The sequence below is a fragment of the Streptomyces sp. SCUT-3 genome, from assembly GCF_014083985.1.
GTDB lineage: Bacteria > Actinomycetota > Actinomycetes > Streptomycetales > Streptomycetaceae > Streptomyces_H > Streptomyces_H thermolineatus.
In genome coordinates this window covers 525,151-551,178 of the sequence record NZ_CP046907.1, presented here as the reverse complement: position 1 = coordinate 551,178, position 26,028 = coordinate 525,151, and the positions used below count along the sequence as shown (strand labels likewise).

Annotated in this window: 20 protein-coding genes and 4 pseudogenes; 13 read left to right on the top strand and 11 right to left on the bottom strand. The window is 75.7% G+C overall.

Annotated features, from left to right (window positions below):
* The first annotated feature begins 69 nt into the window (after positions 1 to 69).
* From GQS52_RS02450 to GQS52_RS02435, 4 genes are all read left to right on the top strand, one after another.
* Entirely contained in the window at positions 70 to 1,299 is a 1,230-nt protein-coding gene (locus GQS52_RS02450) for an ROK family protein (protein ID WP_182311448.1), read from the top strand.
* A 237-nt stretch (positions 1,300 to 1,536) separates the two neighbouring features.
* The gene (locus GQS52_RS02445; RefSeq protein ID WP_259370523.1) at positions 1,537 to 3,228 is read left to right on the top strand and encodes a PP2C family protein-serine/threonine phosphatase; all 1,692 of its coding nucleotides are present in this window, start codon (positions 1,537 to 1,539) and stop codon (positions 3,226 to 3,228) included.
* A 184-nt stretch (positions 3,229 to 3,412) separates the two neighbouring features.
* Complete coding sequence (locus GQS52_RS02440) at positions 3,413 to 4,492, top strand: cobalamin B12-binding domain-containing protein (RefSeq protein WP_259371021.1); 1,080 nt, start codon at positions 3,413 to 3,415, stop codon at positions 4,490 to 4,492.
* A complete protein-coding gene (locus tag GQS52_RS02435) occupies positions 4,489 to 4,863 on the top strand; it encodes an STAS domain-containing protein (RefSeq protein ID WP_182311447.1) in 375 nt (124 codons plus the stop codon). The genes GQS52_RS02440 and GQS52_RS02435 overlap by 4 nt, the downstream gene beginning before the upstream one ends.
* A gap of 94 nt (positions 4,864 to 4,957) precedes the next feature.
* Here GQS52_RS02435 and GQS52_RS02430 read toward each other — a convergent pair whose 3' ends face one another.
* On the bottom strand, positions 4,958 to 6,130 hold the full coding sequence (locus GQS52_RS02430; RefSeq protein WP_182311446.1) for a PP2C family protein-serine/threonine phosphatase: 1,173 nt from the start codon (positions 6,128 to 6,130) through the stop codon (positions 4,958 to 4,960).
* A 149-nt stretch (positions 6,131 to 6,279) separates the two neighbouring features.
* Between GQS52_RS02430 and GQS52_RS02425 the strand changes: the two genes are divergently transcribed.
* Complete coding sequence (locus GQS52_RS02425; protein ID WP_259370522.1) at positions 6,280 to 6,777, top strand: MarR family transcriptional regulator; 498 nt, start codon at positions 6,280 to 6,282, stop codon at positions 6,775 to 6,777.
* Positions 6,778 to 6,859: 82 nt separating this feature from the next.
* Here GQS52_RS02425 and GQS52_RS02420 read toward each other — a convergent pair whose 3' ends face one another.
* On the bottom strand, positions 6,860 to 7,483 hold the full coding sequence (locus tag GQS52_RS02420; RefSeq protein WP_182311444.1) for an ATP-binding protein: 624 nt from the start codon (positions 7,481 to 7,483) through the stop codon (positions 6,860 to 6,862).
* A 244-nt stretch (positions 7,484 to 7,727) separates the two neighbouring features.
* Here GQS52_RS02420 and GQS52_RS02415 point away from each other — a divergent pair, with 244 nt between their 5' ends.
* Together GQS52_RS02415 and GQS52_RS02410 are read left to right on the top strand one after the other, a co-directional pair.
* Positions 7,728 to 8,849: a PLP-dependent cysteine synthase family protein gene (locus GQS52_RS02415; RefSeq protein WP_182311443.1), complete on the top strand. Its 1,122-nt coding sequence runs from the start codon at positions 7,728 to 7,730 to the stop codon at positions 8,847 to 8,849.
* Positions 8,850 to 9,336: 487 nt separating this feature from the next.
* The gene (locus tag GQS52_RS02410) at positions 9,337 to 10,608 is read left to right on the top strand and encodes a globin domain-containing protein (RefSeq protein WP_259370521.1); all 1,272 of its coding nucleotides are present in this window, start codon (positions 9,337 to 9,339) and stop codon (positions 10,606 to 10,608) included.
* A gap of 133 nt (positions 10,609 to 10,741) precedes the next feature.
* On the opposite strand, the gene GQS52_RS02405 is transcribed toward GQS52_RS02410, so the two are convergent.
* From GQS52_RS02405 to GQS52_RS02395, 3 genes are all read right to left on the bottom strand, one after another.
* A complete protein-coding gene (locus GQS52_RS02405) occupies positions 10,742 to 11,503 on the bottom strand; it encodes an STAS/SEC14 domain-containing protein (RefSeq protein ID WP_182311442.1) in 762 nt (253 codons plus the stop codon).
* A gap of 268 nt (positions 11,504 to 11,771) precedes the next feature.
* Complete coding sequence (locus GQS52_RS02400) at positions 11,772 to 12,638, bottom strand: GNAT family N-acetyltransferase (protein WP_182311441.1); 867 nt, start codon at positions 12,636 to 12,638, stop codon at positions 11,772 to 11,774.
* Positions 12,639 to 12,811: 173 nt separating this feature from the next.
* Positions 12,812 to 13,687: a DeoR/GlpR family DNA-binding transcription regulator gene (locus GQS52_RS02395; protein WP_182311440.1), complete on the bottom strand. Its 876-nt coding sequence runs from the start codon at positions 13,685 to 13,687 to the stop codon at positions 12,812 to 12,814.
* 416 nt (positions 13,688 to 14,103) lie between these two features.
* Between GQS52_RS02395 and GQS52_RS02390 the strand changes: the two genes are divergently transcribed.
* Positions 14,104 to 16,686: a hypothetical protein gene (locus tag GQS52_RS02390; protein ID WP_259371019.1), complete on the top strand. Its 2,583-nt coding sequence runs from the start codon at positions 14,104 to 14,106 to the stop codon at positions 16,684 to 16,686.
* Here the strand turns inward: GQS52_RS02390 and GQS52_RS02385 are convergent.
* The 4 genes from GQS52_RS02385 to GQS52_RS02370 all read right to left on the bottom strand — a co-directional run bounded on the left by GQS52_RS02385 (position 16,656) and on the right by GQS52_RS02370 (position 21,366).
* Complete coding sequence (locus tag GQS52_RS02385) at positions 16,656 to 19,100, bottom strand: right-handed parallel beta-helix repeat-containing protein (RefSeq protein ID WP_182311438.1); 2,445 nt, start codon at positions 19,098 to 19,100, stop codon at positions 16,656 to 16,658. The genes GQS52_RS02390 and GQS52_RS02385 overlap by 31 nt on opposite strands.
* Before the next feature lie 118 nt (positions 19,101 to 19,218).
* Positions 19,219 to 19,815 (bottom strand): hypothetical protein, encoded by a 597-nt coding sequence (locus GQS52_RS02380; protein ID WP_182311437.1) that lies wholly within the window; start codon positions 19,813 to 19,815, stop codon positions 19,219 to 19,221.
* A gap of 156 nt (positions 19,816 to 19,971) precedes the next feature.
* Positions 19,972 to 20,802: an MOSC N-terminal beta barrel domain-containing protein gene (locus GQS52_RS02375; RefSeq protein ID WP_182311436.1), complete on the bottom strand. Its 831-nt coding sequence runs from the start codon at positions 20,800 to 20,802 to the stop codon at positions 19,972 to 19,974.
* A 54-nt stretch (positions 20,803 to 20,856) separates the two neighbouring features.
* Complete coding sequence (locus tag GQS52_RS02370; protein ID WP_182311435.1) at positions 20,857 to 21,366, bottom strand: DUF6643 family protein; 510 nt, start codon at positions 21,364 to 21,366, stop codon at positions 20,857 to 20,859.
* 303 nt (positions 21,367 to 21,669) lie between these two features.
* Between GQS52_RS02370 and GQS52_RS02365 the strand changes: the two genes are divergently transcribed.
* The gene (locus GQS52_RS02365; RefSeq protein WP_182311434.1) at positions 21,670 to 22,464 is read left to right on the top strand and encodes an aspartate/glutamate racemase family protein; all 795 of its coding nucleotides are present in this window, start codon (positions 21,670 to 21,672) and stop codon (positions 22,462 to 22,464) included.
* A gap of 96 nt (positions 22,465 to 22,560) precedes the next feature.
* On the opposite strand, the gene GQS52_RS27270 is transcribed toward GQS52_RS02365, so the two are convergent.
* Positions 22,561 to 23,133, bottom strand: a complete 573-nt coding sequence (locus GQS52_RS27270; protein WP_259370520.1) for a hypothetical protein — start codon at positions 23,131 to 23,133, stop codon at positions 22,561 to 22,563.
* 66 nt (positions 23,134 to 23,199) lie between these two features.
* Complete coding sequence (locus tag GQS52_RS02355) at positions 23,200 to 23,763, bottom strand: hypothetical protein (RefSeq protein WP_182311433.1); 564 nt, start codon at positions 23,761 to 23,763, stop codon at positions 23,200 to 23,202.
* Between the two features lie 247 nt (positions 23,764 to 24,010).
* Between GQS52_RS02355 and GQS52_RS02350 the strand changes: the two are divergent.
* The 4 pseudogenes from GQS52_RS02350 to GQS52_RS28335 form a co-directional block, all read left to right on the top strand.
* Positions 24,011 to 24,912, top strand: a pseudogene (locus GQS52_RS02350) (TIGR03084 family metal-binding protein).
* A pseudogene (locus GQS52_RS28345) lies at positions 24,909 to 25,115 on the top strand (acyclic terpene utilization AtuA family protein); the annotation flags it as partial. The pseudogenes GQS52_RS02350 and GQS52_RS28345, both read left to right, overlap by 4 nt.
* Positions 25,079 to 25,590: pseudogene (locus GQS52_RS28340) on the top strand (acyclic terpene utilization AtuA family protein). The pseudogenes GQS52_RS28345 and GQS52_RS28340, both read left to right, overlap by 37 nt.
* Positions 25,485 to 25,859: pseudogene (locus GQS52_RS28335) on the top strand (acyclic terpene utilization AtuA family protein); the annotation flags it as partial. The pseudogenes GQS52_RS28340 and GQS52_RS28335, both read left to right, overlap by 106 nt.
* Positions 25,860 to 26,028: the final 169 nt, after the last annotated feature.

Sequence of the window (26,028 nt, the reverse complement as noted above, 5' to 3'; positions counted from 1 at the left end):
ACGGGCGCGGTGGCCGCCGAGGGGTGATGCCTGTTTTGTATCACAGCGGTACAAAGTGAGAATGGGAGCGTGACACAGATTCGGACAAGGCTGGAGAGGGGCCGCGGCGCGCTCGGCCCGGCACTTGCACTGGTGCACACCGGGCGCGCGCCCACCCGTGCGGTCCTGACCGCCGAGCTCGGCGTGACCCGGGCCACGGCGGGCGCGGTCGCCGCGGAGCTGGAGGCGCTCGGCCTGATCCGGGTCGACACCCGGCCCACTGTGGCCGCCGGTGCGCAGGGCCGTCCCTCGCACCGGCTCGAGGTGGACCCCGACGGCCCGGTGGTGCTCGCCGCCCAGGTGCACAGCGACGGCTTCCGCGCCGCCCTGGTCGGCCTGGGGGGGCGGATCGTGGCCACCGACCCCGGCTGCGTGATCGTCGACCCCGATCCGGCCCAGGTCCTCGGCGAGGTCGTCGAGACGGGCGCGCGGCTGCTGGAGCGGACCGGGCGGGTGTGCGTCGGGGCCGGACTGGCGGTCCCCTCGGCCGTCGCCGAGCCGGAGGGCGTCGCCCTCAACCCCATGCACCTGGCCTGGCCGGCCGGGGTGCCGGTGCGCGAGCGGTTCACCGAACAGGTGCGGCGACACGGCATCGCCGGGCCCGTCGGCCCGGTGGACTGCTGGGTCGGCAACGACATCAACCTCGCTGCCCTGGCCGAGCACCGCCACGGCGGCGGGCGGGGTGCTGCGCACCTGCTGGTGGTCGCCACCGGCCACCGCGGTGTCGGTGGCGCGCTGGTTGTCGACGGCCGCCTGCACACCGGCAGTTCGGGCCTGGCCCTGGAGGTGGGCCACCTGACGGTGAACCCGCAGGGGCGCGCCTGCCACTGCGGTGGCCGCGGCTGCCTCGACGTCGAGGTCGACCCGCTGGCGTTCCTGCGGGAGGCCGGACGCGAGCCCGGCCCCGAACTCTCCCTGCCGGCCCAGGCCCGCGAACTGCTCCGCAGGAAGTACGCGGATCCGGACGTGCGGCGGGCCGCGGACCTCCTGATCGACCGCCTCGGCCTGGGACTGGCGGGGCTGGTGAACGTGCTCAACCCCGACCGCATCCTGCTCGGCGGCCTCCACCGCGACCTGCTGGAGGCCGACCCCGAGCGCCTGCGCTCCGTCGTCGCCGACCGCAGCCTGTGGGGGCGCAGCGGGAGCGTGCCGGTGCTGCCGTGCACACTGGACTTCAACAGCCTCGTGGGGGCTGCCGAGTTGGCCTGGCAGCCCCTGCTGGACGATCCCCTGGCGGTCCTCGCGCCGCAGGGGGGCTGAAGGGCCGGGCCGGCAGGGCGGCCCGACGGGCCGGGGCGGCGGACCGGGTCGAGGCGACGGGCCGGCCGCGGCCCGGCCGGAGGGCCGGAAGGCGTCCTTCCGCCCCGGGCGGGGGCGGCTTGCTTTTGCCGACCGCTCAAGAGAGTGTTGTTGGACGACAACACTTCAACGGTCGAACTACATGCCGAGAGGGTGAGGGAAACCGGACGCCGGCCCGGCGCCGCGTCCGCCCTTATTGTGACTTCCCCCCACAGAATTCCGGAACCGCCCCCCGGGCAGGCCGCGGGTCGCCACGTCCCCGGTGCGGCGGTCGGCGCCTCGGTGCTGCGCGCGCTGGTCGAGGACGGCCCGGCCCTGGTGGTGTGCGACACCGAAGGGGGCGTGGTGTTCCGCAACAGTGCGGCGGAAACACTGGTCCCCCGGCTCCGGGACGCGCGGCGGCTCGCCTCCCCCGGCGTTCCGCAATGGCTGTCCGAGGCGCACGCCCGGGGCGCCGCGACGGCCGAGGGACCGGCCGGCGACAGGGAGGTCACTGCCACCCGCAGCCCGCTGCCCGACGGGCTGACCGCCTGGCGGCTGGCCGACGTCACCGAGGAGCGGACGGCCTGCCGCCGGCTGGCGGACGAGCGCGGACGCACCCGCTTCCTGGCCCTGGCCTCCGCCCGCCTGCTGGCCTCGCTGAACCGCTCCAAGTGCCTGCAGACCACGGCCGAACTGGCCGCCGGGCAGCTCGCGGACGCGGCCGTGGTGGTCGCCCCGGCCGGCCGCCGCCGGATGACCCTCACCGGCGCCGTGGCCGGAGACGCACCGCGGGAGAAGTCCCTGCCCGCCGCCGCCGACGTCGAGGAGGTGCCGGGGCTGGCCGAGGCGCTGGCCGGCTTCCCGCCCGTCCCCTCCCGGTGGGTGGACCCCGCGCTCGCCCCGCAATGGCTCCTGCCGCCCGGGTTCGGCGAACTCGGCTCGCTGGTGGTCACCCCGCTGCCGGGCAACGGCGTGCCCGCCGGCGCACTGGTGCTGCTGCGCCGGGCCGGCTCGCCGGCGTTCACCGAGGACGAGGAGGTCTTCGCCAGGGTCTTCGCCGCCCGTGCCGGCGCCGCGATCTCCGCGGCCGTCCTGTACGCGGACAAGAACGACACGACGGAGATCCTCCAGCGCGACCTGCTGCCCCCGCCCCTGGCCCCCGTCGAGGGACTGGACCTGGAGGGCGCCTACCGGCCGGCCCGGGCCGTGGAGCGGATCGGAGGCGACTTCTACGACGTCCACCCCTGCACCTTCGGGGAGGGGGAGGAGGGCACCTTCGTCGTCCTGGGCGACGTGTGCGGAAAGGGCCCCGGGGCCGCCGTGCTGACCGGCAGGATCCGCAACACCCTGACCGCGCTGCGCCAGGTGGAGTCGCGGCACGACCGGCTGCTGCGCCTGCTCAACGACACCCTCCTGCGCCGGCAGGGCGCGGACGCGCGGTTCGCGACCATGGTCCTGGCCGACGCCACCCCGCTCGGCCACGGCCGGGTCGGGCTGCGCCTGACCTCGGCCGGCCACCCTGCTCCCCTGATCCTCCGCGGCGACGGACGCGTCGAGGAGGCCGAGACCCGCGGCACGCTGATCGGGGTGGTCCCCTCCGTCACCTCCACGACCTGGGAGACCGTCCTGGAGCCGGGCGAGACGTGCCTGCTGTTCTCCGACGGCGTCACCGAGGCGCGGGGAGGGGCCTCCGGCAACGAGATGTTCGGCACGCAGCGCCTGAGCGGCGCGCTGGCCGAGTGCGCGCGGATGCCCGTCCGCGCCGTGGTGGAGCGGGTGGAGATGCTCACCGCCCAGTGGCTGGGCGGCAACGAGCACGACGACATCGCCCTGCTGGCCGTCGGTGCCCCCCGCGGATCCCACCTGACCGCGGTGGACGGCACCGGACGGGGCAGGTACACGGGTTGAGCGCCCGTTCCCGCAGCACCGCGGACGAGGAGCGCCGCAGGCCGGCGCAGGCGCCGGCACACGACCGAAAGGCAGGAGAGTGACCGACCAGTCGCTGACCGACCACCCGCGGACCGCCCCGTCACCGGCCGCCCCGTCACCGGCCGCCCCGTCATCGGCCGGCCCGTCACCGGCCGGCCCGCCGGTGGCGGGCCCCGGCGGGGCAGGGGCGGAGGAACGGCACGAGGAGTTCTTCGCCGCCGTCTCCGACATGGACGAGCACCGTGCCGTCGACGTGGTGCACCGTGCGCTCGACGACGGCCTGGCGCCCGAGTCCGTCCTGCTGGAGGTGATCGCCCCGGCGCAGGCCAGGGTCGGGGCGGAGTGGGCCGCCGGACGGTTCACGGTCGCGCGCGAGCACGCGGCCACCGCGATCAGCGACCGCGCGGTCGGCGCGCTGGCCTGCCACCCCGCCGCCCGGACCGAGCCCCGCCGCGGCCGCGCCACCGTGACCTGCGTGGACGGGGAGTGGCACGCCTTCCCCGCCCGGCTGCTGGCCGAGACGCTGAAACTGCGCGGCTGGCGGGTGGACTTCCTCGGCGCCCACGTGCCCACCCCCCACCTGATAGCCCACCTGCACGCCACCGGCCCCGAGGTCGTCGCCCTGTCGTGCTCGCTGCCGGTGCGCCTGCCGACCGCCCACGCCACGATCACCGCCTGCCAGGCCGCGGGCGTGCCCGTGCTGGTCGGCGGCGCGGGCTTCGGGGCCGACGGCCGCTACGCGGACCTGCTCGGCGCCGACGCCTGGGCCGCCACCGCCACCGAGGCCGCCGACCGGCTGGAGCGGCACGGCCCCCTGCGGCTGACCCCGCACGTCCCCGGCGACCCCCTGGCGCCCCTGCCCCACCTGGAGGACCAGGAGTACACCCTGGTCAGCAAGGCCCGCGCGGACCTGGTCGGGGCCACGGTGGCCGGGCTCGGCGAGCGGTTCCCCGCCCTGCGGGACTACTCCCCCCGGCAACTGGAGTACACCCGCGAGGACATCGGGCACGTCGCCGACTTCCTCGTCGCCGCCCTCTACACCGGCGACCCGCAGCTGTTCACCGACTTCCTGGGATGGACGGTCCGGATCCTCGGCGCCCGGGGCGTGCCCGCGCACTCCCTGGCACTCGGGCTGGAACTGATGGCGCAGCAGCTGAGGGACTTCCCCCGCGCCCTGGCCCTGCTCGGCGCCGGACGCGCGGTGGTGGCCGCCGCCGGGACGGACGCGGAGGGAGCCGCGTGAACGGCGCAGTCGACAGACCGCTGGACATCACCGTCGACCGCTCCCGGCCCGGCACGGTCGTCCTCGTCCTGACGGGCGACTGCGACTACGAGACCGCCGGCGGACTGCGCGACGCCGCCGAGGAGGTCCTGCGCCTCCGCCCGGCCCCCCGGAGCCTGACGGTCGACATGGGCGGAGTGGGCCTGTGCGACTCCTCCGGGCTGTCCGCGATCGTCTCCGTCTGGCAGCTCACCGGGAAGGCCGGGGTGAGCCTGCGCCTGATCGGGATCGACGACCGGCTCATGAACGTCATGGAGATCACCGGCCTGGACGGCGTCCTCGCCGACGCGCTGGTCCCCGACCCGGAGGCGGCCGGCCGGTCGGCCAACTGACCCGCCCGGCCGTCCCGTCCGGCTGCCCCGTCCCGGCTGCCCGTCCGGCCGGTGGCCTCCCGGTCCCCGGTCCGGCCGCGGCCTCCCGTCCCGGCTACGACGTGCCGGGGCGGCCGTGCCAGTCGAGGCAGAGCACGAGGGCGTCGTCCTCCGGCTCGTGCATACCGCGGTGCTGCGCCAGCTCGCGCAGCACCGCCCGCGGCACCTCGGCCGCGGGCAGCAGCCGGGTGGCGCCGATCGCCCGCACCAGGGCGCGCTCGCCGTACGGCTCCCCGCCCCGGGACGCCACCGCGTACACGCCGTCGCTGACCAGAATCAGCCGGTCGCCCGGCTCCACCCGGAACTCCTGGGCCGCGTAGTGGGACTCCTCGAACATGCCCAGGGGGAACTGCTCCTCGAAGGAGACGCGCTCCACCACTCCGTTGCGGCAGCGCAGCATCCGCGGCGAACCGGCGTCCACCGCCTGCCCGCGCCCCGTCGCCAGGTCGATGCCCAGCATCAGCGCCGAGACGTGGCGCTCCCCGCGGTACTGCGCGTACACCGCCTGGTCGGCCAGCGCGGCCTGGTCGGCGAGGGGGACGCCGCCCCGCCGGGCGTTGCGGAGCGCGTTGACCGCCAGGTTGGTCAGCAGCGACGCCTCGATGCCCTCGCCCATCCCGTTGACGACGGCGACGGTGAGCCGGTCGGCGTCCGAGGACCAGTCGAAGCTGTCGCCGTAGATGTGGTACGCGGGCTCCAGTTGGGCCCCGACGGCGTACTCGGGGCGGGCGGCCGCCCGCCCCGGCAGGAGCTGCCACTGCATCTCCGCCGCCAGGGTCAGGCGGTTCCTGCGCCGCGCCTGCAGGTACAGGTCGGTCTCGCGCTCGGCGACGACCACCTCGTGCCCCAGCGTCTCGGCCACCTCGGCCAGTTCCGCCAGCACCCCCGGCGGGCAGTGGTCCTCCGGCAGCCCCACCGACAGCACGCCCAGCCGGTCGCCGTGCACCGTGACGGGCAGGTGGGCCAGGCAGGAGCTGTCCCCGCGCGGCTCGACGAAGGGCTGCTGGGAGCCGAAGACGCGCCCCGGCGGGTTGTTGTGGAGGGGGACCGGCACCGAGGTGTGCGGCAGCACCGTCACCGGCTGCAGCACGGTCAGGCCGTAGTCCGCCATCAGCAGGTCGACCGAGGTCGCACCGTAGTGCGCGGCCAGTTCCCGGCGCACGACGTCCAGGAGGTGCGGGGGAGCGGCGGCGCGCAGCGCCCGGCCGACCGCCGTGAGTCTTTCCAACGAATGCCTTCTCAGCCGGGCGGGCTCCGGGCGGGCGGACACCGCCGCGCAGACGGAATCCGCGGGGGGAATGTCTGGTGGGGGGCTTTTCTCCCCCAGTGCGCCGCACGGGGAATGGAAGGCCCGCTCGGAGAATGCCACAGTGGGGGGTGACGTCCTCCCCGCTCCCCCCGCCGACCGCCGAGGCGGCCTGCGCCGCCTCCTCGGCCGTCGAGCTGCTCGAGGTGCTGTGGGGGCGCGGCAGGGAGGTCTCGGCGGCCCCGGTCTCCCCCTCCCAGCTGCGCGTGCTCTTCGTCCTGGAGCACCAGGAGGGCATCAACCTGCGCACGCTGGCCGAGGCCATGGAGTCCACCCCGCCGTCGGTGAGCCGCCTGTGCGACCGCCTCCAGGCCGTCGGCTTCCTGGAGAGGGCGCCCTGTCCGAGCAGCCGTCGCGAGCTGGTGCTGCGGCTCACCCGCCGCGGCGCGGCGTACCTGGCCGACCTGAGGGCGCGGCGGGAGCGGGAGCTGCACAAGGTCGTCGCCGCGATGCCCCCCGCGGACCGTGCCGCACTGCTGGCGGGCCTGACCTCCTTCTGCGCCGCCGCCGCGGCCGAGGCCCTCCCCCCGGCCGGCGAAGCCTCCCTGGACGCGTCCCGCACCGCCTGATCCCGCGCCCGGTGCGGACGTGCCGCCGCCCCCGCGCCGCGCACGGCGGACACGGGGGCGGCGGCACGCCGGGGGAGAGGGGTCAGGCCACAGTGACGGCCTGCCGCGCCGCGGCCGCGCCCACCGGGATCTCCACAGGGGACTCCAGGGGGACGCCCACCGGGGACTCCACGGGCACCATCAGGGGTTCGGCGGGCACCGTCAGCGGCTCGGCGGGCGCCACCGGGGGCTCGGCGGGGGCGGTGGGCTCCGCGAGGGCGTCCACCGCGGTGAGCACCGGCGGGTCCTCGGCCAGGCGGAGGCGCGGCCGGCGCTCGCGCAGCATGAACCACACCACCTTGCCGCCCCGCTCCGCCTCGGCCCGGGCGCCCCACGCCTCGCTCAGGGCCGCGATCATCGCGATCCCGCGGCCGCTGGTGGCGGTCGGGTCGGGCATGCGGGCCGTCGGCAGGCGGGGGTCGCCGTCGCGGACGGCGACGGTCAGCCGGCTGTCGGCGAAGTCCATCTCCACGGTGCACCGCTTGTTCGGCCGCGCGTGCCGGTGCACGTTGGCCAGGAGTTCGGTCACACCCAGGAGGGCGGGGTCGATCAGCGGGACGAGGTCCCAGTAACGCAACTGCGCCGAAACGATTCTCCTGACCTGTCCTATCCGGGACGGCAGTGCGTCGAGTTCGAGCGCGCAGGTCTTGCTCCGGTCCGTGATCACGGCTGCGACTCCCTCCGCGGAGGGGCGAAGGCACCCGGAGGATGCCCGTCCGGTCCGCTCGGAGTGGGGATTCTTGCGACAACTACAGTGAGCGACTGTTGCGACACGCTGTGATACGGGTCCAGGGTCACCCTGCGGCAGCGATCGTGCAACTCGCGCGTGTCGCGCCCCGCCCGCGCCTCCGTAGGATCGTGCTCGTCCCCGGCCGGCCGGGGACGAGCACGAAGGCGGAAGGCGCACCACAGTGATCACCAACACCGGAACCAGCACCGAGCAGACGGACGTCGACCGCTCCGACCCGGTCTACCGGGCCTGGTTGAAGGAGTCGGTCCGCAGGGTCCATGCCGACGCCAACCGCAGCGCCGACACGCACCTGCTGCGCTTCCCGCTGCCCGGGGAGTGGGGCATCGACCTCTACCTCAAGGACGAGTCCACCCACCCCACCGGGAGCCTGAAGCACCGCCTGGCCCGGTCGCTCTTCCTGTACGGCCTGTGCAACGGGTGGATCCGGCCCGGCAAGCCGGTCATCGAGGCGTCCAGCGGGTCCACGGCCGTGTCCGAGGCCTACTTCGCCAAGCTGATCGGCGTGCCCTTCATCGCGGTGATGCCGCGCACCACCAGCAGCGAGAAGACCCGGCTGATCGAGTTCCACGGCGGCACCTGCCACCTCGTGGACGACCCGCGCACGGTCTACGAGGTCTCCGCCCGCCTCGCGGCCGAGACCGGCGGCCACTACATGGACCAGTTCACCTACGCGGAACGGGCCACCGACTGGCGGGGCAACAACAACATCGCCGAATCGGTCTTCCAGCAGATGCGCATGGAGCGCCACCCGGAGCCGGCCTGGATCGTCGCCACCGCCGGCACCGGCGGCACGTCCGCCACCATCGGCCGCTACGTGCACTACATGCAGCTCGACACCAGGGTGTGCGTCGCCGACCCGGAGAACTCCTGCTTCTTCGACGGCTGGGTGAACGCGGACGCGGACGCCGTCTGCGAACGCGACTCCAGGATCGAGGGCATCGGCCGCCCCCGCATGGAACCCAGCTTCGTGCCCGGAGCCGTCGACCGGATGATCAAGGTGCCCGACGCGGCCGGCGTGGCCGCCGTGCGCGCCCTGGAGCGGGTGATGGGCCGCAGGGCCGGCGGATCCACCGGCACCGGGCTGTGGGCCGCGTTCCGGATCGTGGCGGGGATGCTCCGCGAGGGGGAGACCGGCAGCGTCGTCGCCCTGATCTGCGATCCGGGCGACCGCTACCTCGACAAGTACTACTCCGACACCTGGCTCGCCGCACAGGGACTGGACATAGCCCCGCCCAGCGCCGTGATCGACCGGTTCCTGGCCACCGGGGAGTGGACCGGCTGACGCCCCGGCCGGCGGGGCCGGGGCGTGCGGGGCCGGCCTGCGGGACCGTGCGGGCCGTGGGGGCGGGCGACGCGCAGCGAGCGATGCTTTGCCGCCGGGCTTTCCTCCCGGTTCTGCGGTTTGACGCCACGCTTTTCGTGAGCATCCCTCACGCGGCGCAACGTGCTGACCCAAGTGGGGGACGAAAGCTAGCCCATGTGGGGCACCGGGGCGAAAAGCGCGGTGCCAAACCGCAACCGGATCACCCCAACGCCCCAACGCCCCAAGGGTCCAACACCCCAACGGCCCAGCAGCTCGGTGGGTCGGCAGCCCTGCGCCCCGGGGCCCGCGCCTCTCCGCGGCCCTCCCGCGCCGGCTCCGTGCGGGCGGAGCGAACCCCTCCTGGGCGCCGCCCGACCGCCCGGCACACAGCACGGTTACGGGAGAAGGTGCAGGTGGGAACGGGGGCCGGTACAGGGAGTGAAAAAAGTGCAACTAGAATCCAACCGTGATCAGCAGCGGCAAGACCGATATGGACGACTACCACTCCCTGCTCGCCCGGCACCACGCGATGCGGCTGCGCCGGCAGATCCTCTCCCCGGGAGGGCCCGCCTCCCCGGGAGCCGGAAGCCCGCGCCGGGGGGTGGATCTCCGCGACGGCGCCGCCGTCCAGCAGCTGATTATGCAGAACCTCCACCTGGTCACCCCCTTCGACCAGCTGATAGACCACCTGTACGAGGCCATGTTCCGGCGGCGGCCCTACCTGCGGTCCATGTTCCCCGAGTCGATGGACTTCCAGCAGGACCGGCTCGGTCAGATGTTCACCTACATGATCGACAACCTGCACGACCCGGAGCAGGTGGCCTCGGTCTTCGAGCAGCTCGGCCGCGGCCACCGCAAGCTCGGCGTGCAGCCGGTGCACTACGAGACGTTCGAGGAGGCTCTGCGCGAGGCGCTGCGCGTGCAGGCCGGCCCGCAGTGGACCCCCGAGCTGGACGACGCCTGGACCCGCGCGCTGCGGTTCGCCGTCGGGGCCATGGTCGACGGCGCCGAGGCCGCGCTGACCGAACCGCCCTACTGGACCGCCGAGGTCGTCGGACACGAACGCCGCGGACCCGACCTCGCAGTGCTGCGGATCCTGCCCAACGAGCCCTACTCCTACCGGGCCGGCCAGCACGGCAGCCTGCAGTCCCCGCTGATGCCCCGCGCCTGGCGCCGGTACTCGATCGCCTGCGCCCCCCGGCAGGACGACGTCCTGGAGTTCCACGTCCGCCTGACCGGACCGGGCGGCATGAGCGAGGCCCTGGTGGAGCACACCCGCGTCGGCGACACCCTGCGGCTCGGCCCGGCCGGCGGCACGACGACGCTGGACGGCGCGCCCCTGGGAGACCTGCTGCTGGTGGCCGGCGGCACGGGACTCGCCCAGGCCAAGGCGATCCTGCAGGACCTGGCGGCCCGGCACGCGGACGGCCGGCAGGTGCACCTGTTCGTCGGCGCCCGCACCCGCTCCGACCTCTACGACTGGGACGACCTGGCCGACCTGGACGCCCGCTGCCCGTGGCTGGAGGTCGTCCCGGTGATCTCCGAGGACCCGTGGTTCCAGGGGGAGACCGGCATGGTGGCCGACGCGTTGGACCGCCACGGCGACTGGTCCGCACACCTCGCCCTCGTCAGCGGCCCGCCCAAGATGGTCGAGTCCACGGTGACCCGGCTGATCGAGGCCGGGACGCCCGCCGGCCGCATCCTCCACGACCCCGTGCCCGGCATCGGCGAGGCCTGACGGCCGCCCGGCCGGGGCCGGGCGGCGCGGACCGGAGCCAGGTCGCTTCGGGCCGTCCCGGGGCCCGGACGGCAGGCGGAATGCGCGGAGTCGTTCCCCGGCGGCCGGGGCGCGGAGGGTGCCGGTCGGCCCGTCAGCCGGACGGTGCCCGGTCCGGTGAGCCCGCCGCCCAGGCGACGGCGTCGTCGAGTTCGTCGTACTCGAAACGCCGCACCTCGGCCTGGACGAAGTGGTTCGCGAGGCGGGGCACCAGGTCGGCGAGCCTGCTGTCGGCGGCCAGCGCGACCCTCCTGATCTTCCGGTGGTGGTCGCGGACGAAGCGCACGTGCCGGAGCAGGCTCCCGATGTTCTCCCAGCCGGGGAACTCGCGGACGTGGACCACGAGGCCGGCCAGCTCGGTGTGGGTTTCGAGCCAGCTGTCCGCGGTCAGCGCCAGGGCCTCGAAGTCCTGGGTGCGCAGGGGCTGGTCCACCTCGACCACGACGACCCGGGACTCGGGCAGGAGGCGGTGGGAGACGCCGGGGCCTTCGGGCAGCGAGCCCAGCCAGCGGACGGCTTCGTCGCGCTCCCGGGTGCCGAAGACGCGTACCGGGCAGGACATCAGGAACCCCGCGAGCCGGCTCGACTCGCGGATCCAGGCGGTGTCGGTGACGACCGCGCAACCGTCGAGCAGCCGCATGAGACCGAAACCGACCTTGAGGTCCTCCCACCCGGCCCCCGGGGTGAACGACCGGAACTCCGGGCCGAACTCGTACAGGAAACGGATGCGGCGGCCTTCCTTGCGCGCGCTGTCGACGAGCGGTTCGATCACCGTCTCGTAGTCGTTCTTCGACACGGTGCCGACCGCCTTCAGCGCGTCGACACCGGCCGGCACGTCCTTGATCCTCTCGAGCATGCCGTCTCCTCTTCCGGCACCTTCGTGACGTGCGGTACGGACCGGCATCGACACTCGGCGTGCGCCATGGCACGCCCGGCGCCTGCTTTGTCCCCTCCTGGGAAAGTTTATGACGGATTCGTCCCCGGGTGTTCTGCCGGGCGCTCGGAGCCGCGCAGCAGAGCGGCGGAGCGGCAGAGTGCGGCCTGCGGTCGTCGGCCGCGCCGGAACCGTTCGCCCGCCGCGGTCGTCCGGCTCCGTCCGTGATCGGGGGGAGGGGGAGAGGATGTCAAGCGTCCCGGTACTTGTCCCGGACCTCGGGGCGCGGTCGGAAGCCGGCCGAGCTGTAGGCGGCGACGGCAGCGGTGTTGGCGCTGGGAGTGCAGACGATCGCGCTCGACGAGCCCAGTTCCCGGAGCGCGGCCGCCGCGGCGACGGCGATCGCCCTGCCGTGGCCGTGACGGCGGTGGTCCCGGTGCACGCCCATCGGTTCGAGCAGCCCGGGCCTGCCCGGCCCGGCCGACCACACCGCCACCGCCGCCACCGCGCTGCCCCGGTCGTCGTACGCGACCAGGCACCGGGCGTCGGCGTACGGCGCTCCGGCCGCCATCGCGCGCCAGCGCGTGTCCGTGAACCTCGATCCGTCGAACGCGGCCCGGTGCACGGCGGCGAACACGTGCGCCTGCTCCGGCCCGACCGCCTCGATCCGCACGCCCGGGTCCTCCACCGGCTCCGCGAGGCCGCGGAGCAGCGGCGTCCACGGCTCGTCGGCCCTCCAGCCGTTCCCGGACAGCAGGTCCTGGACCAGCGCATCCGCCGGCGCCTCGACGTTCACCCTCCCCGCGGGCAGTACGCCGCGCTCCGGCTCGCTCACGTCCTTGACCAGTTGCTGCGCCAACTCCGGGTCCCGCCGGGCGTCCGGCGCGGTCGTCAGCCGCAGCAGCCCGGGGCCGTCCAGCAGGCCGACGGCGAGGATCCGTCCGTCCCGGCTCCACGTCCGGACCGCCGCGGCCGCCGCCTCCGCCCCCGACTGCCAGAACCAGCCCAGGTCCCCCGGGTGCAGTTGCATCGGCGCCCCGTCGTACTGCCACTCCCGCAGCACGCCCACGGCGTCGCTCAGTCCGTCGGTCCCCGGTTCACCCAGCACAATCGCCATGCCGCCGATCACACACCACGGCACCGGCGGCCCGCACCCGGTTTTCGGCCGGCCGGCGAGGTGTGGGCGGGGCGCGGGCGAGGTACGGGTCCGGGGGCTCGGGAAGGCAACCGCCCCCCCACGAAGCACCGGGGGTTCGGCGACGACCCAGCGTCGTTCCTGCCCCGGCAGGGTCATTCCGAGGACGGGCCCTGCCGTTGCGGGGTGTTGCCCGGCTCCCGGTGGTCCGGGGCCACGAGCAGGTCCGGCAGTAGTTCGCGGACCTGCTCGCGAACCTCCTGCGGCATGCCCGCGTCCGTCACCCAGGTGTCCACCGCGTCCAGGGGGGCAAACGAACTCAGGCCCACCGCGCCCCACTTGGTGTGGTCGGCGGTCACCACCACCCGCCGGGCCGACCGCACGAAGTGCCGGTTGGTCTCGGCCTCCGCCAGGTTGGGCGTCGACAGGCCCGCCTCCGCGGAGATGCCGTGCACGCCCAGGAACAGCACGTCGAAGTGGAGGGAGGCGACCGCCCGGTCCGCCACCGGGCCCACCAGGGAGTCCGAGGGGGTGCGCACCCCGCCGGTGAGCACCACGGTCGCCGGGACCCCCGCCGCCCCCCGCCCTCCCGGGGCGGCCGGGCGCCGCTGCGCCGCGTGGAAGACCTCCGACACCCGCACCGAGTTGGTGACCACCGTCAGGTCGGGGACCTCCAGCAGGTGCCGGGCGAGGGCGAACGTCGTCGTCCCGCCGGAGAGGGCGACCGCGCTCCCCGGGGCCACCAGGCGGGCCGCGGCCCGGGCCACGGCCTCCTTGGCGCCCGGCTCCAGGCCCGACCTGTCCTCGAAGCCCGGTTCGTGGCTGCTCGTCCCGGCCACCGGCACCGCGCCGCCGTGCACCTTCGCCACCACGCCCTGACGGGACAGCGCGTCCAGGTCGCGGCGCACCGTCATGTCGGAGACGTTCAGCCTGCGGGTCAGCTCGTTGACGCGGACCCCGCCGCGACGCCGCACCTCGTCCAGGATCAGGGCGCGCCGCTGCTCGGCGAGGAGGTTGTGGTTGTCGCTCACCCGAGGTTCCGTCCTTCCCATGGCGGTACCGCTGCCGTGGCGCACACGTGTCCGGTCATCCTTCCACGTCCGGGACGGGCGGTCGGGGCGCGGGAGCGGAGTGCCCGGGTGACGGGCGACACACGGGCGGCGGGGTCACGATTTCGGGTCGTCCGCGGCAGGACCACTGCCGCCGACCGCGGGAAAACGGGATGCTTGCTTCCGCGTCATCCACGGACACGGGCGGAACGGGGAGGCGGGCAACTGTGACGGAGAACATCGACAGGTGCGGGGCGGCGGCGGTCGGCGGACCACCCCCGGAGCCGGACGCGGGCAGCGGGACGAAAGCGCGCGACGCGGGGGCCGCGGGGGCCGCGCCCCCGGGCATCGCCCTGGAACTGCTGGTCCACGGGGTCGGCGGCACGACACCGGACGTGATGCTGGGCGACCGGCGGATCGTGCGCGTGCAGGGCGACGACACCGCGGGCCTGTACCGGCGCACCGACGACGCGGACGCCGAGAGCCGCCCGGGCGGGCACCGCGAGGAGCCCGTTCCCGAGGCGTACTCCTGGTGCAACCTGACCTCCGGCAACAGCAGCCGGGCCCTGTGGCTGCTGTTACTGCCCTTCATGGTCGTCAACCTGGCGCACTGGATGCGCCCGGCGCCGGCCGGGCACCGGCCCGGGCTCGACCGCGCCCACGACCTGCTGGTGCGCCTGCTGGCGCTGTCGCTGACCGTGCTGCTGGTCAGCGCCGCCTGCGAGGTCGCGCTCGACCTCGTCGCCTGGCAGTGCGCGGGCACCCCCCGGTGCGTGGCCGGGCAGTCCTGGCTGGGGTTCGCGGGGGCGGACGGCGGCTGGTGGCGCGTCCCGGGCCGCAGGCTGGCGCTCGCCTCGCTCGTCCCGCTGCTGCTGGTCGTCCTGCTGTGGTGGCTCTCCCGGCGCACCTGGACCGCCTACGAGGCGCAGCGGCCGCCCCTGCCCGCCCCCGCCCCCGCCCGCGGCGGCGGTGGCCGGTCCGCGGACGGGGAGACCGACGAGGAGGGGACGGCCGGGGGATCGGGGACGGCCGGCGCGGAGGAGGCGGAGGCCGGTGCGGTCCCGGCCCTGTCCCTGCCGGGTTTCTGGTACGGACGCCGGCTGGTCGCCCGGCTGCGCGCCGCGCACACCGCGGCCGGGTTCCTGACCGTGGCCGTCGCGCTGCTGCTGCCCGCCCTGCGGTACGACCGGGGAACCCCGGGGCGGCAGGCCGCGGCGGCGGCGGACTGGGCGCTGCTCGCCCTGGTCGTCCTGACGGGCCTGGCCGTCGTCGCGGTGGTGAACCGGCGCGGCCGCAGCGAGAGCGTGCCCGACGAGGGCGTGGACCGGCTCGCGGTGCGGGCCCTGCCCGGCTGGGCGCTGGCGCTCGCCCTCGCGGCCGCCTGCTGGACGGCCGCCGGCCGGGAGGAGTGGGTCTCGGCGGGACGGCTGCCCGGCGGGGACGTGTTCACCGTCCTCACCGTGCTCCAGGGCGCCCTGGTGGCCGCCTTGGGCCTGGTGGCGCACCGGATGCACCGGACGCGCAGGGAGGACCGGTCGGACCGGGCGCACCGGGCGGCCGGTGACCCGGGGTTGCACGCGGCCCCCGCGTCCCCGCCCGGTGACGGTGAGGCCGGTGGGACCAGCAGGATCAGCGGGACCGCCGGGACCGCCGGGACCGCCGGGACCGCCGGGACCGCCGGGACCGCCGGGGCCGGGCGGCCGGTCCTGCGGGGGATGGGCGGGCCCGCCGTGGCCATGCTGGCCTGCGGGCTGGGAGGCGTGCTCTCCGGGGGGCTGGCCCAGCGGATCGCCGACTGGCTCGACCGGGGGACGGACCCCGGTGACCCCGGCGGGCTGCTCCAGGGGCCGCCGGTCCTGCTGTCCTGGCAGGCGTCCGTCCTGCCGCCGCTGCTGGCCGTCGTCCTGGCGCTGTGCGTGGCCGGGCTGGTCCGGCTGGTCGGGCGCACCGGGGAGTTGGCGGAGGAGGTGCGGGCGGGCCTGTCCGACGAGGAGGAGCAGCCGGCCCGCACCCGACAGATCGCCGGGGCGACCGCCCGGGCGGAGCTGACCGACAGCGCGCCGGCGCTGGTCGCCGGGATCGCGCTGAGCGCCCTGGTCCTGGGGGCGTTCGCCGTCGCCGGGGCGGCGGCGACCGGGCGGGTGCCGGGCGACGCGGCCAGGGGCGCCGCGCCGACGGTCGAGTGGACCGCCGGGGCCGCCCAGTCGCTGGGCTCCTGGCTGATGGGCGCCGGCGTCATCGCGATCGTCGCCCTGGGGCGCCGCGCCTACCGCGACCACGCGGCCCGCCGCACCGTCGGCATCCTGTGGGACGTGGGCACGTTCTGGCCCCGCGCCGCCCACCCGTTCGCCCCGCCGTGCTACGCCGAGCGCGCGGTGCCGGACCTGACGTGGCGGATGTCCACCTGGACCGGGCAGACCGGGGGCCGGCTGGTGCTGTCCGGGCACTCCCAGGGCAGCGTGCTGGCCGCGGCCGCCGTCTGGCAGCTGCCGCCCGGGGCGCGCCGCAACGTGGCGCTGCTGACCTACGGCTCGCCCCTGGAACGGCTGTACGGGCGCTGGTTCCCCGCCTACCTGGGGCCGGACGCCCTGGCAGGGCTGCACCGGCAGCTGAGCACCTGGCGCAACCTGTGGCGGCGCACCGACCCCATCGGCGGCCCGGTGCACGTGGCGGCCCCGGGCGGGGAGCCGGTGGACGCGCCGCCGCTCGAGGACCCCGCCTCCTACGGCCGCACCGTGCGGCACCCGCTGCCGGCGCCGGTCCTGGGCCACTTCGAGTACCAGGCCGACCCGGCCTTCGGTGCCGAGCGCGCCCGCCTGCTGAAGCGGCTGGGGGCCGCACGCCGGGACGGACCCCACCGGGACGGACTCCACCGGGACGGACTCCACCGGGACGGCCCGGGGCGGGCAGGACCGCGCCGGGACGGGCCCGGGCGGGGCACGGTGCCCGGTCAGGGCGTTCCGGGCAGGTCCTCCGGGTAGAGCAGCTGCAGGTCCTCGGTGGTGGGGTCGGGCAGCTGGGCCACCCGTCCGGCGTGGCGCTCGAGCATCGCCTCGAACGTCTGCCGGGCGGTGCGGCCGTTGCCGAACGAGGCGCCCCGGGGCATGGCGGTGAAGTGCTTCAGCAGGGCCTCCGGGGTGCCCTCGCCCAGCTGGTACTGGTGCTCCACGGCCTGCTGCTCCACGATCTGCAGCAGTTCCTCGGGCCCGTAGTCGCCGAAGGTGATGGTGCGGGAGAAACGTGACGCCACACCGGGGTTGACGGACAGGAAGCGGGCCATCTCCTCGGTGTAGCCGGCGACGATGACCACCACGGCGTCCCGGTGGTCCTCCATCAGCTTCACCAGCGTGTCGATGGCCTCACGACCGAAGTCCCGGCCGGAGTCCTCCGGGGAGAGGGCGTACGCCTCGTCGATGAACAGCACGCCGCCGCGCGCCCGGTCGAACGCCTCCTGGGTGCGGATGGCGGTCGAGCCGATGTGCTCGCCCACCAGGTCGACCCGGGCGACCTCGACCAGGTGGCCGCGCTCGAGGACCCCCAGCGAGGCCAGGATCTCGCCGTACAGGCGGGCCACGGTGGTCTTGCCGGTGCCGGGGGAGCCGGTGAATACCAGGTGGCGGCGGAGGGAGGGGGCCTTGAGGCCGGCCTGCTCGCGGCGCCTGCCCACCGCGATGAGGTCGATGAGGGTGCGCACCTCCTGCTTGACCGTCTGCAGGCCCACCAGGGCGTCCAGTTCGGCCAGCACCTCCTCCGAGGGGCGCACCGACGGCGCCGGGGCGGCGGGGGCGGCCGCGGGCTCGGGGCGCTGGGCCGGCACCCCGCCGAGCAGGCCGAACGAGCCTGCGGGCGACTGCTGTTCGGTGGCGGTGACCCCGCCGGGAGCGCTGCCGCCGGCCGCCCGGACGCCGGGCGCCGCCCCGCCGCGCCGCTCCGCGCTCTCGTCGCTGGAGCAGTCCTCGGCGGTGGCGCCGTCCTCGGCGAACTCGTAGCCGCCGCGGGCGCACCGCTCGGTGCGGCAGCCGGTCAGCGACGCGCGGCAGCCGTCGGTGACGTGGAAGCCGAAGCCGCGGCTGTCGCTGACCGTGCAGGCGGTGAAGGTGCCGCGCCCGCCCGCGGAGACGTAGAAGCCGGCCTCGGCGGGGGAGGTGACGGTGCAGCGTTCGACGGTGGGGTCGGCGCCCTTGGTGACGATGATCCCGGTGGAGGTGTTCTCCACGGTGCAGGAGGCGATCGTGCCGCCGCTGCCGTGGTCGCGGAACCAGGCGCCGGTGGCGGCCTCGCGGATGCGGCAGTCGTCCAGCTGGACGGTGGCCCCGTCGCTCACCGAGACCGCGGTGTTGCGGACCTGGGACAGGTCGCTGTCGACGACGTCCGCGCGCGAGCCGCGGTCCAGGACGAACAGCGCGTCGGGCACGTCGTGCACCCGGCAGGAGTCGAGCACGGCGGCGGCGCCGTCGCTGATCCACACGGCCGGGTAGTCGCCGGTGGAGTCGTGGATCTCGCTGTGGTGGGCGTCCACCCGGGTGCCCGGGTCCCACACCGACAGTCCGTTGCGGCCGAACCGGTGCACCGTGGTGCGGTGCAGCGTCAGGACCGAGCGGGAGCGCAGGTCGACCGCGTTCTCGGGGACGTCGTGGATGTCGCAGGAGGTCAGAGCCAGGACCGCGTCGGTGTCCAGGGTGATGCCGTCGCCGGAGGTGCGGTGGACCGTGCAGTCCGTCAGGTGGCCGGTGGCGCGGGAGGAGACCTGCACGCCGGCGCCCTTGGTCTCGAACACCTCGCAGCCGATCGCCTCGACCGCGGTGCCCTCGCCGGTGATCGACAGGCCCGTGCCGCCGCTGTGGTGCACCCGGCAGCGCTCCAGCCGCGGCGAGGCGCCGCCGCGCACCGAGACGCCGGTCTGCCCGGCCGCGGTCACCTCGCACTCGTCGAACAGGCCGCCGGACTCGTCGAGCACGCTGATGCCCAGGCCCGCCGGGTTGTCCACCGAGCAGCGGCGCACCGTGGGCCGGGCCCCGTCGCGCACCTCGATGCCCACCGCCGAGCGGGTCGAGACCTTCAGCCCCACCAGCTCGGGGGAGGAGCCCTCGACCAGCACTGCCGGGGCCGAGCTGTCCTGGCCCTCGATCTGCAGGTCCTGCACGGTGGCCGAGGCACGCACCGACAGCGCCACGCCGCCGGAGGGGGCGATGCGCACCGTTCCCGGGCCCTCGGTGCCGCGCAGGACGACCGCTCTGGTCAGCACGACGTTCTCGCAGTAGGTGCCGGGGGCAGCGGACACCACGTCACCGTCGCCGGCCGCCTCGAGGGCGGCGGTCAGGGAATCGTACTCACCCGTCCGGCGACGCCACCGCGAACTGCCGGTGTGCGTCACCTGAACCACACCCTGTGCCATCGTGCTGATCGGTCCCACCCTCTTGCGTCGTGCCGGCTGCCCCACCGTAGCGTGCGCGCAAGGGCGCCGGTGACCTCCGCCTCCTCGGTCCCGGGGGGTGCGGAGGGCGGGCCCGGCCTCAGGTGGGGTGTTTGCCCCAGTCGGGCCCGACCCGTCGCCACTCCTGCTCCCACGCGTCCAGCCGCTGCCGCTCGAAGCGCAGGTGGACCGCCCACCGCAGGGCCAGCAGCAGGCCGCCCGCCGCCCCCGCGCCGCCGATCCCGGCGACGATGCCGTACGCCTCCGCCTGGGCCCGGGACAGCGGCGGCAGGGCGACGCGGCCGCCGCGGTCCACCCACACCGCGGTGGTGTCCCCGGCGACGAGCCCCGTGCCCACCTGCACGCGCGCGGTGCGCTCGACCCCGTCGCGGCCGGTCCAGCGCACCAGCACGGGCGGCGCGTTCACCCCGCTGTCCGCGGTCTCCGGGTCGGCCGGCGAGGACACCCCCGGGGCGTCCTCCAGCAGCACGGCCGCCACCCGGTGACGCTCGGCGCGCTCCTGCTGCGCGGTGTGCAGCAGGGACGTGTGGACCGCGTCCCCCACGCCCCAGCCCACGGCCGGCGCACCCACCGCCGCTCCGGCGACGAGCACCAGGCCCACCCACGTCTCCACCCTGTCCGAACGGCGGCGCAGCGGATTGCCCCGCCACTCCCGCCGGTGCGGTGTCGTCCGCATCCGTCAGCACCCCCTCACGGCATGACGTGTGCCTCGAACGGGTCTCCCCCCGCACCTCGATCATGCGCCTTCGTCCCTGCCCGCGCGCATCGTGCGCGCGGAAACCGTCCCCCGGGACAGGACGCAGCGGCCGGGGGCGGGTTGTCCCCGCAACGATCATTCCAGGACCGTGAACGGGTCCCCCACCCGCAGCGTCCCGCCGTTCTCGGGGACCAGGTTCTGGCCGAAGACCAGCCTGTCGCCGATCCGGCGGTGCCGGGCCAGGGTGCGCAGCGGCTCCTTGCCGCGCTCGCCGGTGCGCTGGTCGGTCGTGGTGATCACGCAGCGGCCGCACGGCTTGGCCACGCGCAGGACGACCTCGCCGATGCGGACCCGGCGCCAGCCGTCCTCCTCCCAGGCCGTGCCCCCCGCCACGACGACGCTCGGCCGGAAGCGGTCCATCGGCAGCGGCCCCTGCTCGGGGAAGTCCCCCTGTGCGACCAGGGAGTTGAGCGCGTCGAGGGAGGCGGTGGTGGTGAGCAGCAGCGGGAAGCCGTCCGCGAAGGAGACGGTCTCGCCCGGCCTCGCGTAGCGGGGGTCGATCGGCCGCCTGCTCCCCGGCGCGTCCATGTGCACCAGCCGCACCTCGGCGCCGAGCAGCTCGCCGAACCAGGCGGAGGCCGCCTCCTGTGCAGGGACCGCCTCCACCTCGTCCTGCCAGATCCGCACCCGCACCGTGCCCCGCCCCGGGTCGGGGACGGGCACCTCGAGCGGTTCCGCGCCCGGCCCCTCGAGCCGTATCCCGCCCTCCGCGGCGGGGGCCGCGGTGGCGAGGGCCATCCGCGCGTGCTCCCGCTGGGTGACGACCTGCCCCGAGGCGTCCACCAGCATCCACCTGCGGTCCCCGCGCAGCCCCCACGGTTCGACGACCGCGGTCCGTGGCGACGCCCCGGCGAGCGACTTGACCGGATAGAGGTGCAGGGAAACGAGTTCGTGAGTCGCCGTCATGCCGACATCATGCCGGGTGGGAGCGACCTCCGTCCCCGCCCGGGTGCCCGTCGCCTAGTAGCCCTGGGCGGACCGGCGGTACGGGTCCTCCGCGTAGTTGTAGGGCGCCGGCACCTGCCGGGGCGGCAGGGGCCGCGGCGGCACGGGGCGCGAGGTGTCGTAGCCGGCGCCGTTGCTCTGGTACGGCGACTGGGGCTGGCCCTGGTAGCCGCCCGCGGAGTAGCCGCGGGAAGGGCCCGCCTGCTGCGGGATGTAGGGGGCCGGCATGCTCGGGGCCGGGGGCTGCGGCTGGTAGGCCGCGGCCGGCTGCGGCGGGGCCGGGTAGCCGCCCGTGGTGCCGTGCGCGGGGGTGTGGTAGCCGCCGGCGGACGGCGCGGGGGGCAGCGCCGGCAGGGCCGAGGGGAGCGCGGGCAGGTGGCTGCCCGTGTCGTAGGCGGCCGGCACGCGTATCGGCGCGATCTGAGGGGTGCCCCGCTCAGAGACGAGCCTGTCGTAGATGGGAGTGTCAGCGAAGGCGGGCGAGGAGTAGTAGCCGCCGCCGTAGGTGCCGCGGGGGGAGGTCATAGCGCATAAGTTAAGCCACGCCGTGGGCTATTGGGAGACGGACAGGGGGGCGATTTTTCCCGGCTCGCACGGTCCGAGGTCACCAACGCGGGTGAATCCTGTGAAATCGGTCACCGGTCTGCGCAATGTTCACGTAAAAGTCCTGCGTCCGACGGGTTACCGAGGGGTACGCCCGTCTCCGGGCGGGGGTGTCCGGACGGGCCCGCACCGCCTTGCGGGAGGACCGTCGGGGACGCCCGCGGCCGTCCTGCGGCCCGCCGCCCTCCCCCGGGGACGGGCGGGCGGATCGCATAAGGTTGCTGCGTGAAGATCGCGCTCGTTGACTCCGGTATCGGGCTGCTCGCGGCAGGCGCGGCACTGCGGCGGCTGCGCCCCGACGCCGACCTCGTCCTCTCCAGCGACCCCGACGGCATGCCGTGGGGCCCGCGCACCCCCGCCGACCTCACCGAGCACGCACTCGCCTGCGCCCGCGCCGCGGCCGCGCACCGCCCCGACGCCCTGGTCGTCGCCTGCAACACCGCGTCGGTGCACGCCCTGCCCGCGCTGCGGTCCGAGCTGGAGCCGCACGTCCCGGTGATCGGCACCGTCCCCGCGATCAAGCCCGCCGCGGCCCGCGGCGGCCGGATCGCCATCTGGGCCACCCCCGCCACCACCGGCAGCGCCTACCAGCGCGGCCTGATCCAGGACTTCGGCGACGGCGCGCACGTCACCGAGGTCCCCTGCCCCGGCCTGGCCGACGCCGTCGAGTCCGCCGACGAGGCGGCGATCGACGCCGCCGTCGCCGCCGCGGCCGCCCTGACCCCGCGGGACGTGCGGGCCGTCGTCCTGGGCTGCACCCACTACGAACTGGTCGCCGGCCGCATCCGCGACGCTGTCGGCCGCCCCGGCGGGCCGCCGGTCGCCCTCTACGGATCGGCCGAGGCCGTCGCCGTCCAGGCGCTGCGGCGCCTGGGCGCCCTGTCGGAGATCCGCACCGGGGGCGACGGCACCGGCTCGCTGACCGTCCTGCTCAGCGGCCGCACCGCCGTGCTGCCCGCCGAGGCGGCCCGGTACGCCGAGGGCCGCCTGCTCGCGGCCGGCGCCGGCCTGCCGGCCTGACCCCGCCCCCGGGGCGCCCGCCCCCGGAGCCCCGGCCCGGGCGGACGCCACCCGGACCGGGGCGCCCGGCGCGGGGCACGGCTCGGGGCCCGGCGCTCAGGTCCTGAGCAGCCGGTTGAAGAAGGACCGGTAGCGCTGGAGGGCGATCCGCAGGTCCTCGGTGGCCACCTGCTCGCCGCGGTTCCACTGGTCCTCCAGGCCCTGCCGGTGGCCGGAGAAGGTCGCCGCCAGTTCCTGCATCACCTCGGCCACCAGCGCGTCCGCCGAACGGACCGCCTCCCGCGGGTCGTCGACGAACCTGCTCTGGATCTCCTGCCACCGGGAGCGGAAGCCCTCGCCCTCCTCGTCCCCCAGGAGCGGCCGGTCCTCCCCGGCTCCTCCGGCCGCGCCGGACGGCTTCTCCGCCGTCCCGGCGGGGCCGGGGCCCGGTTCCCCGCCGCCTCCCGGAGAGGCCCCCGGGGAGGGTTCCTCCCCGGGGGAGACTCCGCCCCGCGACCCCGGAGGCGCCTCCGGCATCTGCCCGGTCTCGGCGGTCGCCGCCTCGCCGGGGAACAGCGGTGCTCCGGCCGGCCCGCCGGTGTCCTGCACTCCGGTGTCCTGCTGGGGGTGTGCGATGTCCTCCGTGGTCAGGGGCTCGTCCTCGCGCCCGGTCATGGGGTTCTGCTGCATGTCCTCACCTCCGTGGGGACGGCCGCCCGGCGTGTGCGGAGCCGGCGCGGCCGGGTGTCGGACGGGTCACGGGCGGCTTGCGCTCCGCGGCCCGCTGCCGTCCTCGAGCAGTTCGTCGAACAGTGCGCGGTAGTGGACCATCGCGCCCCGCAGTTCCTCCGTGGTCGCCCTCCCGCCGGTGCTGCGTCCGTTGACCTCGTGGGCCGCCCGGTAGTGCTCCAGGGTGCGCCCGTGCTCGACCGACAGGTCCCTCACCTGCTGCTCGAAACCCTCGGTCGGGTACCCGCGCTCGCCCATGAGCGCGGTCACCAGCCGGTCCGCCTCGTGCACGGCGCCGTCCGGACGGTCGACGAACTCCTCCTGCACCCTGGTCCATTCCCGGGCGTAGCGGTCCCGCGTCTCCGGGCGCAGCGGCCGGATGTCCAGCGCGTCGTGGCGCTTCTCCCGTTCCCGCAGTTCGTGTTCGGCCCGGCGGCGGTCGTCGTGGGCCTCCACGGTCCGCTCGTACTCCGGGCCGAAGCGCTCGTGGAGCCGCCTGCGGTTCCTCCGCCGGACGAACACGACGGCGGCGAGGGCGGCCAGGACCACGAGGACGACCACGACCACGGTCACGAGGGTCCCTGTTGACATTGGTGCCTCCCTTGTCGGTCGGGTCCCGCGGTCCACGGGTGCCCCGGGTGGAGGGTTCGAAACGGTGCCGCCCCGCCCGCCGGGTCCGCCGGCCCCCGCCGCATCCTGCGGACCCTGCGGGGGCCGGTCGGAAAAAAGCATGCAAGCACGCTTGCTTGTTTCCCGTGCTGCTGCCACGCTCGTCACCGGCGCCCCGGCCCGGGGGCGCGTCACCACCTGGTGCACGGCGGCGAGAGGGGGATCGGCGATGGCCGACCCGGAACCGGTGCTCGACGACCTGGCGGACGAGACGTCCGCACTGGACGGCCTCGTCGCAGGCCTCGACGAGCAGGGCTGGCGCACCCCCACCCCGGCCCCCGGCTGGACGGTCGCCCACCAGATCGCCCACCTGGCCTGGACCGACGAGCGCGCCCTGCTGGCCGCCACCGACCCCGCCGGATTCGCCCGCGAGGTCGAGCAGGCGCTGGCCGCGGTCGACCGGCACGTCGACGACGGCGCCGAGGAGGGGGCCCGGGCGCACCCGGCCGACCTGCTCCACCGCTGGCGGGAGGGGCGGACCGCGCTGGACGCTGCGCTGCGCGCGGCCCCCGCCGGCACCCGGCTGCCCTGGTTCGGCCCCCCGATGAGCATCGCCTCCATGGCCACGGCCCGGCTGATGGAGACCTGGGCGCACGGACAGGACGTCGCCGACGCCCTGTCCGTGCACAGCGCCCCCACCGCCCGGCTGCGGCACGTGGCCCGCATCGGCGTGCGGGCCCGGGACTACGCCCACTTCGTGCACGGCCTGGAGCCCCCGCGGGAGGAGTTCCGCGTGGAACTCACCCCGCCGGAGGGGACGGCCCCGCCCGGGACCGTGTGGGCCTTCGGCCCCCGGGGGCCGCCCAGTCGGTCACCGGCCCGGCGGAGGACTTCTGCCTGCTGGTCACCCGGCGCCGGAACCGCGCCGACCTGGCCCTGAGCGCCCGCGGCGCGGACGCCGACCGCTGGCTGGACATCGCCCAGGCCTTCGCCGGGCCCCCCGGGCGGGGACGCGCACCCCGGCAGGAGCCGTCCGGGGAGCATCGGACGGGGCAGCGGGAGCCGGCGGAGCGGACGGCGGAGCAGCGGGCGACGGCGGGGGAGCGGGCGACGGCGGGTGAGCGGGGATGACCGGGCCGCTGCGCATCGCCAACGCCTCCGGCTTCTACGGGGACCGCGCCGACGCCGTCCGCGAGATGCTCCACGGCGGCCCGGTGGACGTCCTCACCGGCGACTACCTCGCCGAACTGACCATGCTCCTCCTCGGCCGCGACCGGATGAAGGACCCCTCCCGCGGATACGCGAGGACCTTCCTGCGGCAGATGGAGGAGAACCTCGCCACCGCCGCCGACAAGGGCGTGCGGATCGTCACCAACGCGGGCGGGCTGAACCGTCCGGCCTGGCCGACGCCCTGCGGGAGCTGGCGGAGCGCCTGGGCCTGCCGGTGCGCGTCGCCCACGTCGAGGGCGACGACCTGCTGCCCCGCGCCGCCGCGCTCGGCCTGCCCGGCGGCGCCCTGGCGGCCAACGCCTACCTGGGAGGGGAGGGCATCGCCGCCTGCCTGCGGGCCGGGCCGACGTCGTGGTCACCGGGCGGGTCACCGACGCCGCCCTGGTGACCGGCCCGGCCGCCGCGCACTTCGGGTGGGCGGCCGACGACCGGGACCGGCTCGCCGGCGCCGTCGTCGCCGGCCACGTCCTGGAGTGCGGCACCCAGGCGACCGGCGGCAACTACGCCTTCTTCGAACGCCACGACGTGCGCCGCCCCGGCTTCCCCTGGCCGAGCTGCACGCCGACGGGTCGTCGGTGATCACCAAGCACCCCGGCACCGGGGGCGCCGTCACCGTCGGCACCGTCACCGCCCAGCTGCTGTACGACCGACTCCCCCCGCTACGCCGGGCCCGACGTCACCGCCGGCTGGACACCGTCCGCCTGAGCCAGGACGGGCCCGACCGGGTGCGCATCGACGGGGTGCGCGGCGAGGCCCCGCCGCCCACCCTCAAGGTCGGCCTCAACCGGCTCGGCGGCTGGCGCAACGAGGTCGTCTTCGTCCTGACCGGCCTGGGCGTCGAGGCCAAGGCGGCGCTGGTGCGCGAGCAGACCGAGGCCGCGCTCGCCGACCGCCGCCCCGCGGAGGTCCGCTGGACCCTGGCCCGCACCGACCACCCGGACGCCGCCGCCGAGGAGGAGGCGTCCGCACTGCTGCGGCTGGTCGTGCGCGACGAGGACCCCGAGGCCGTCGGGCGCG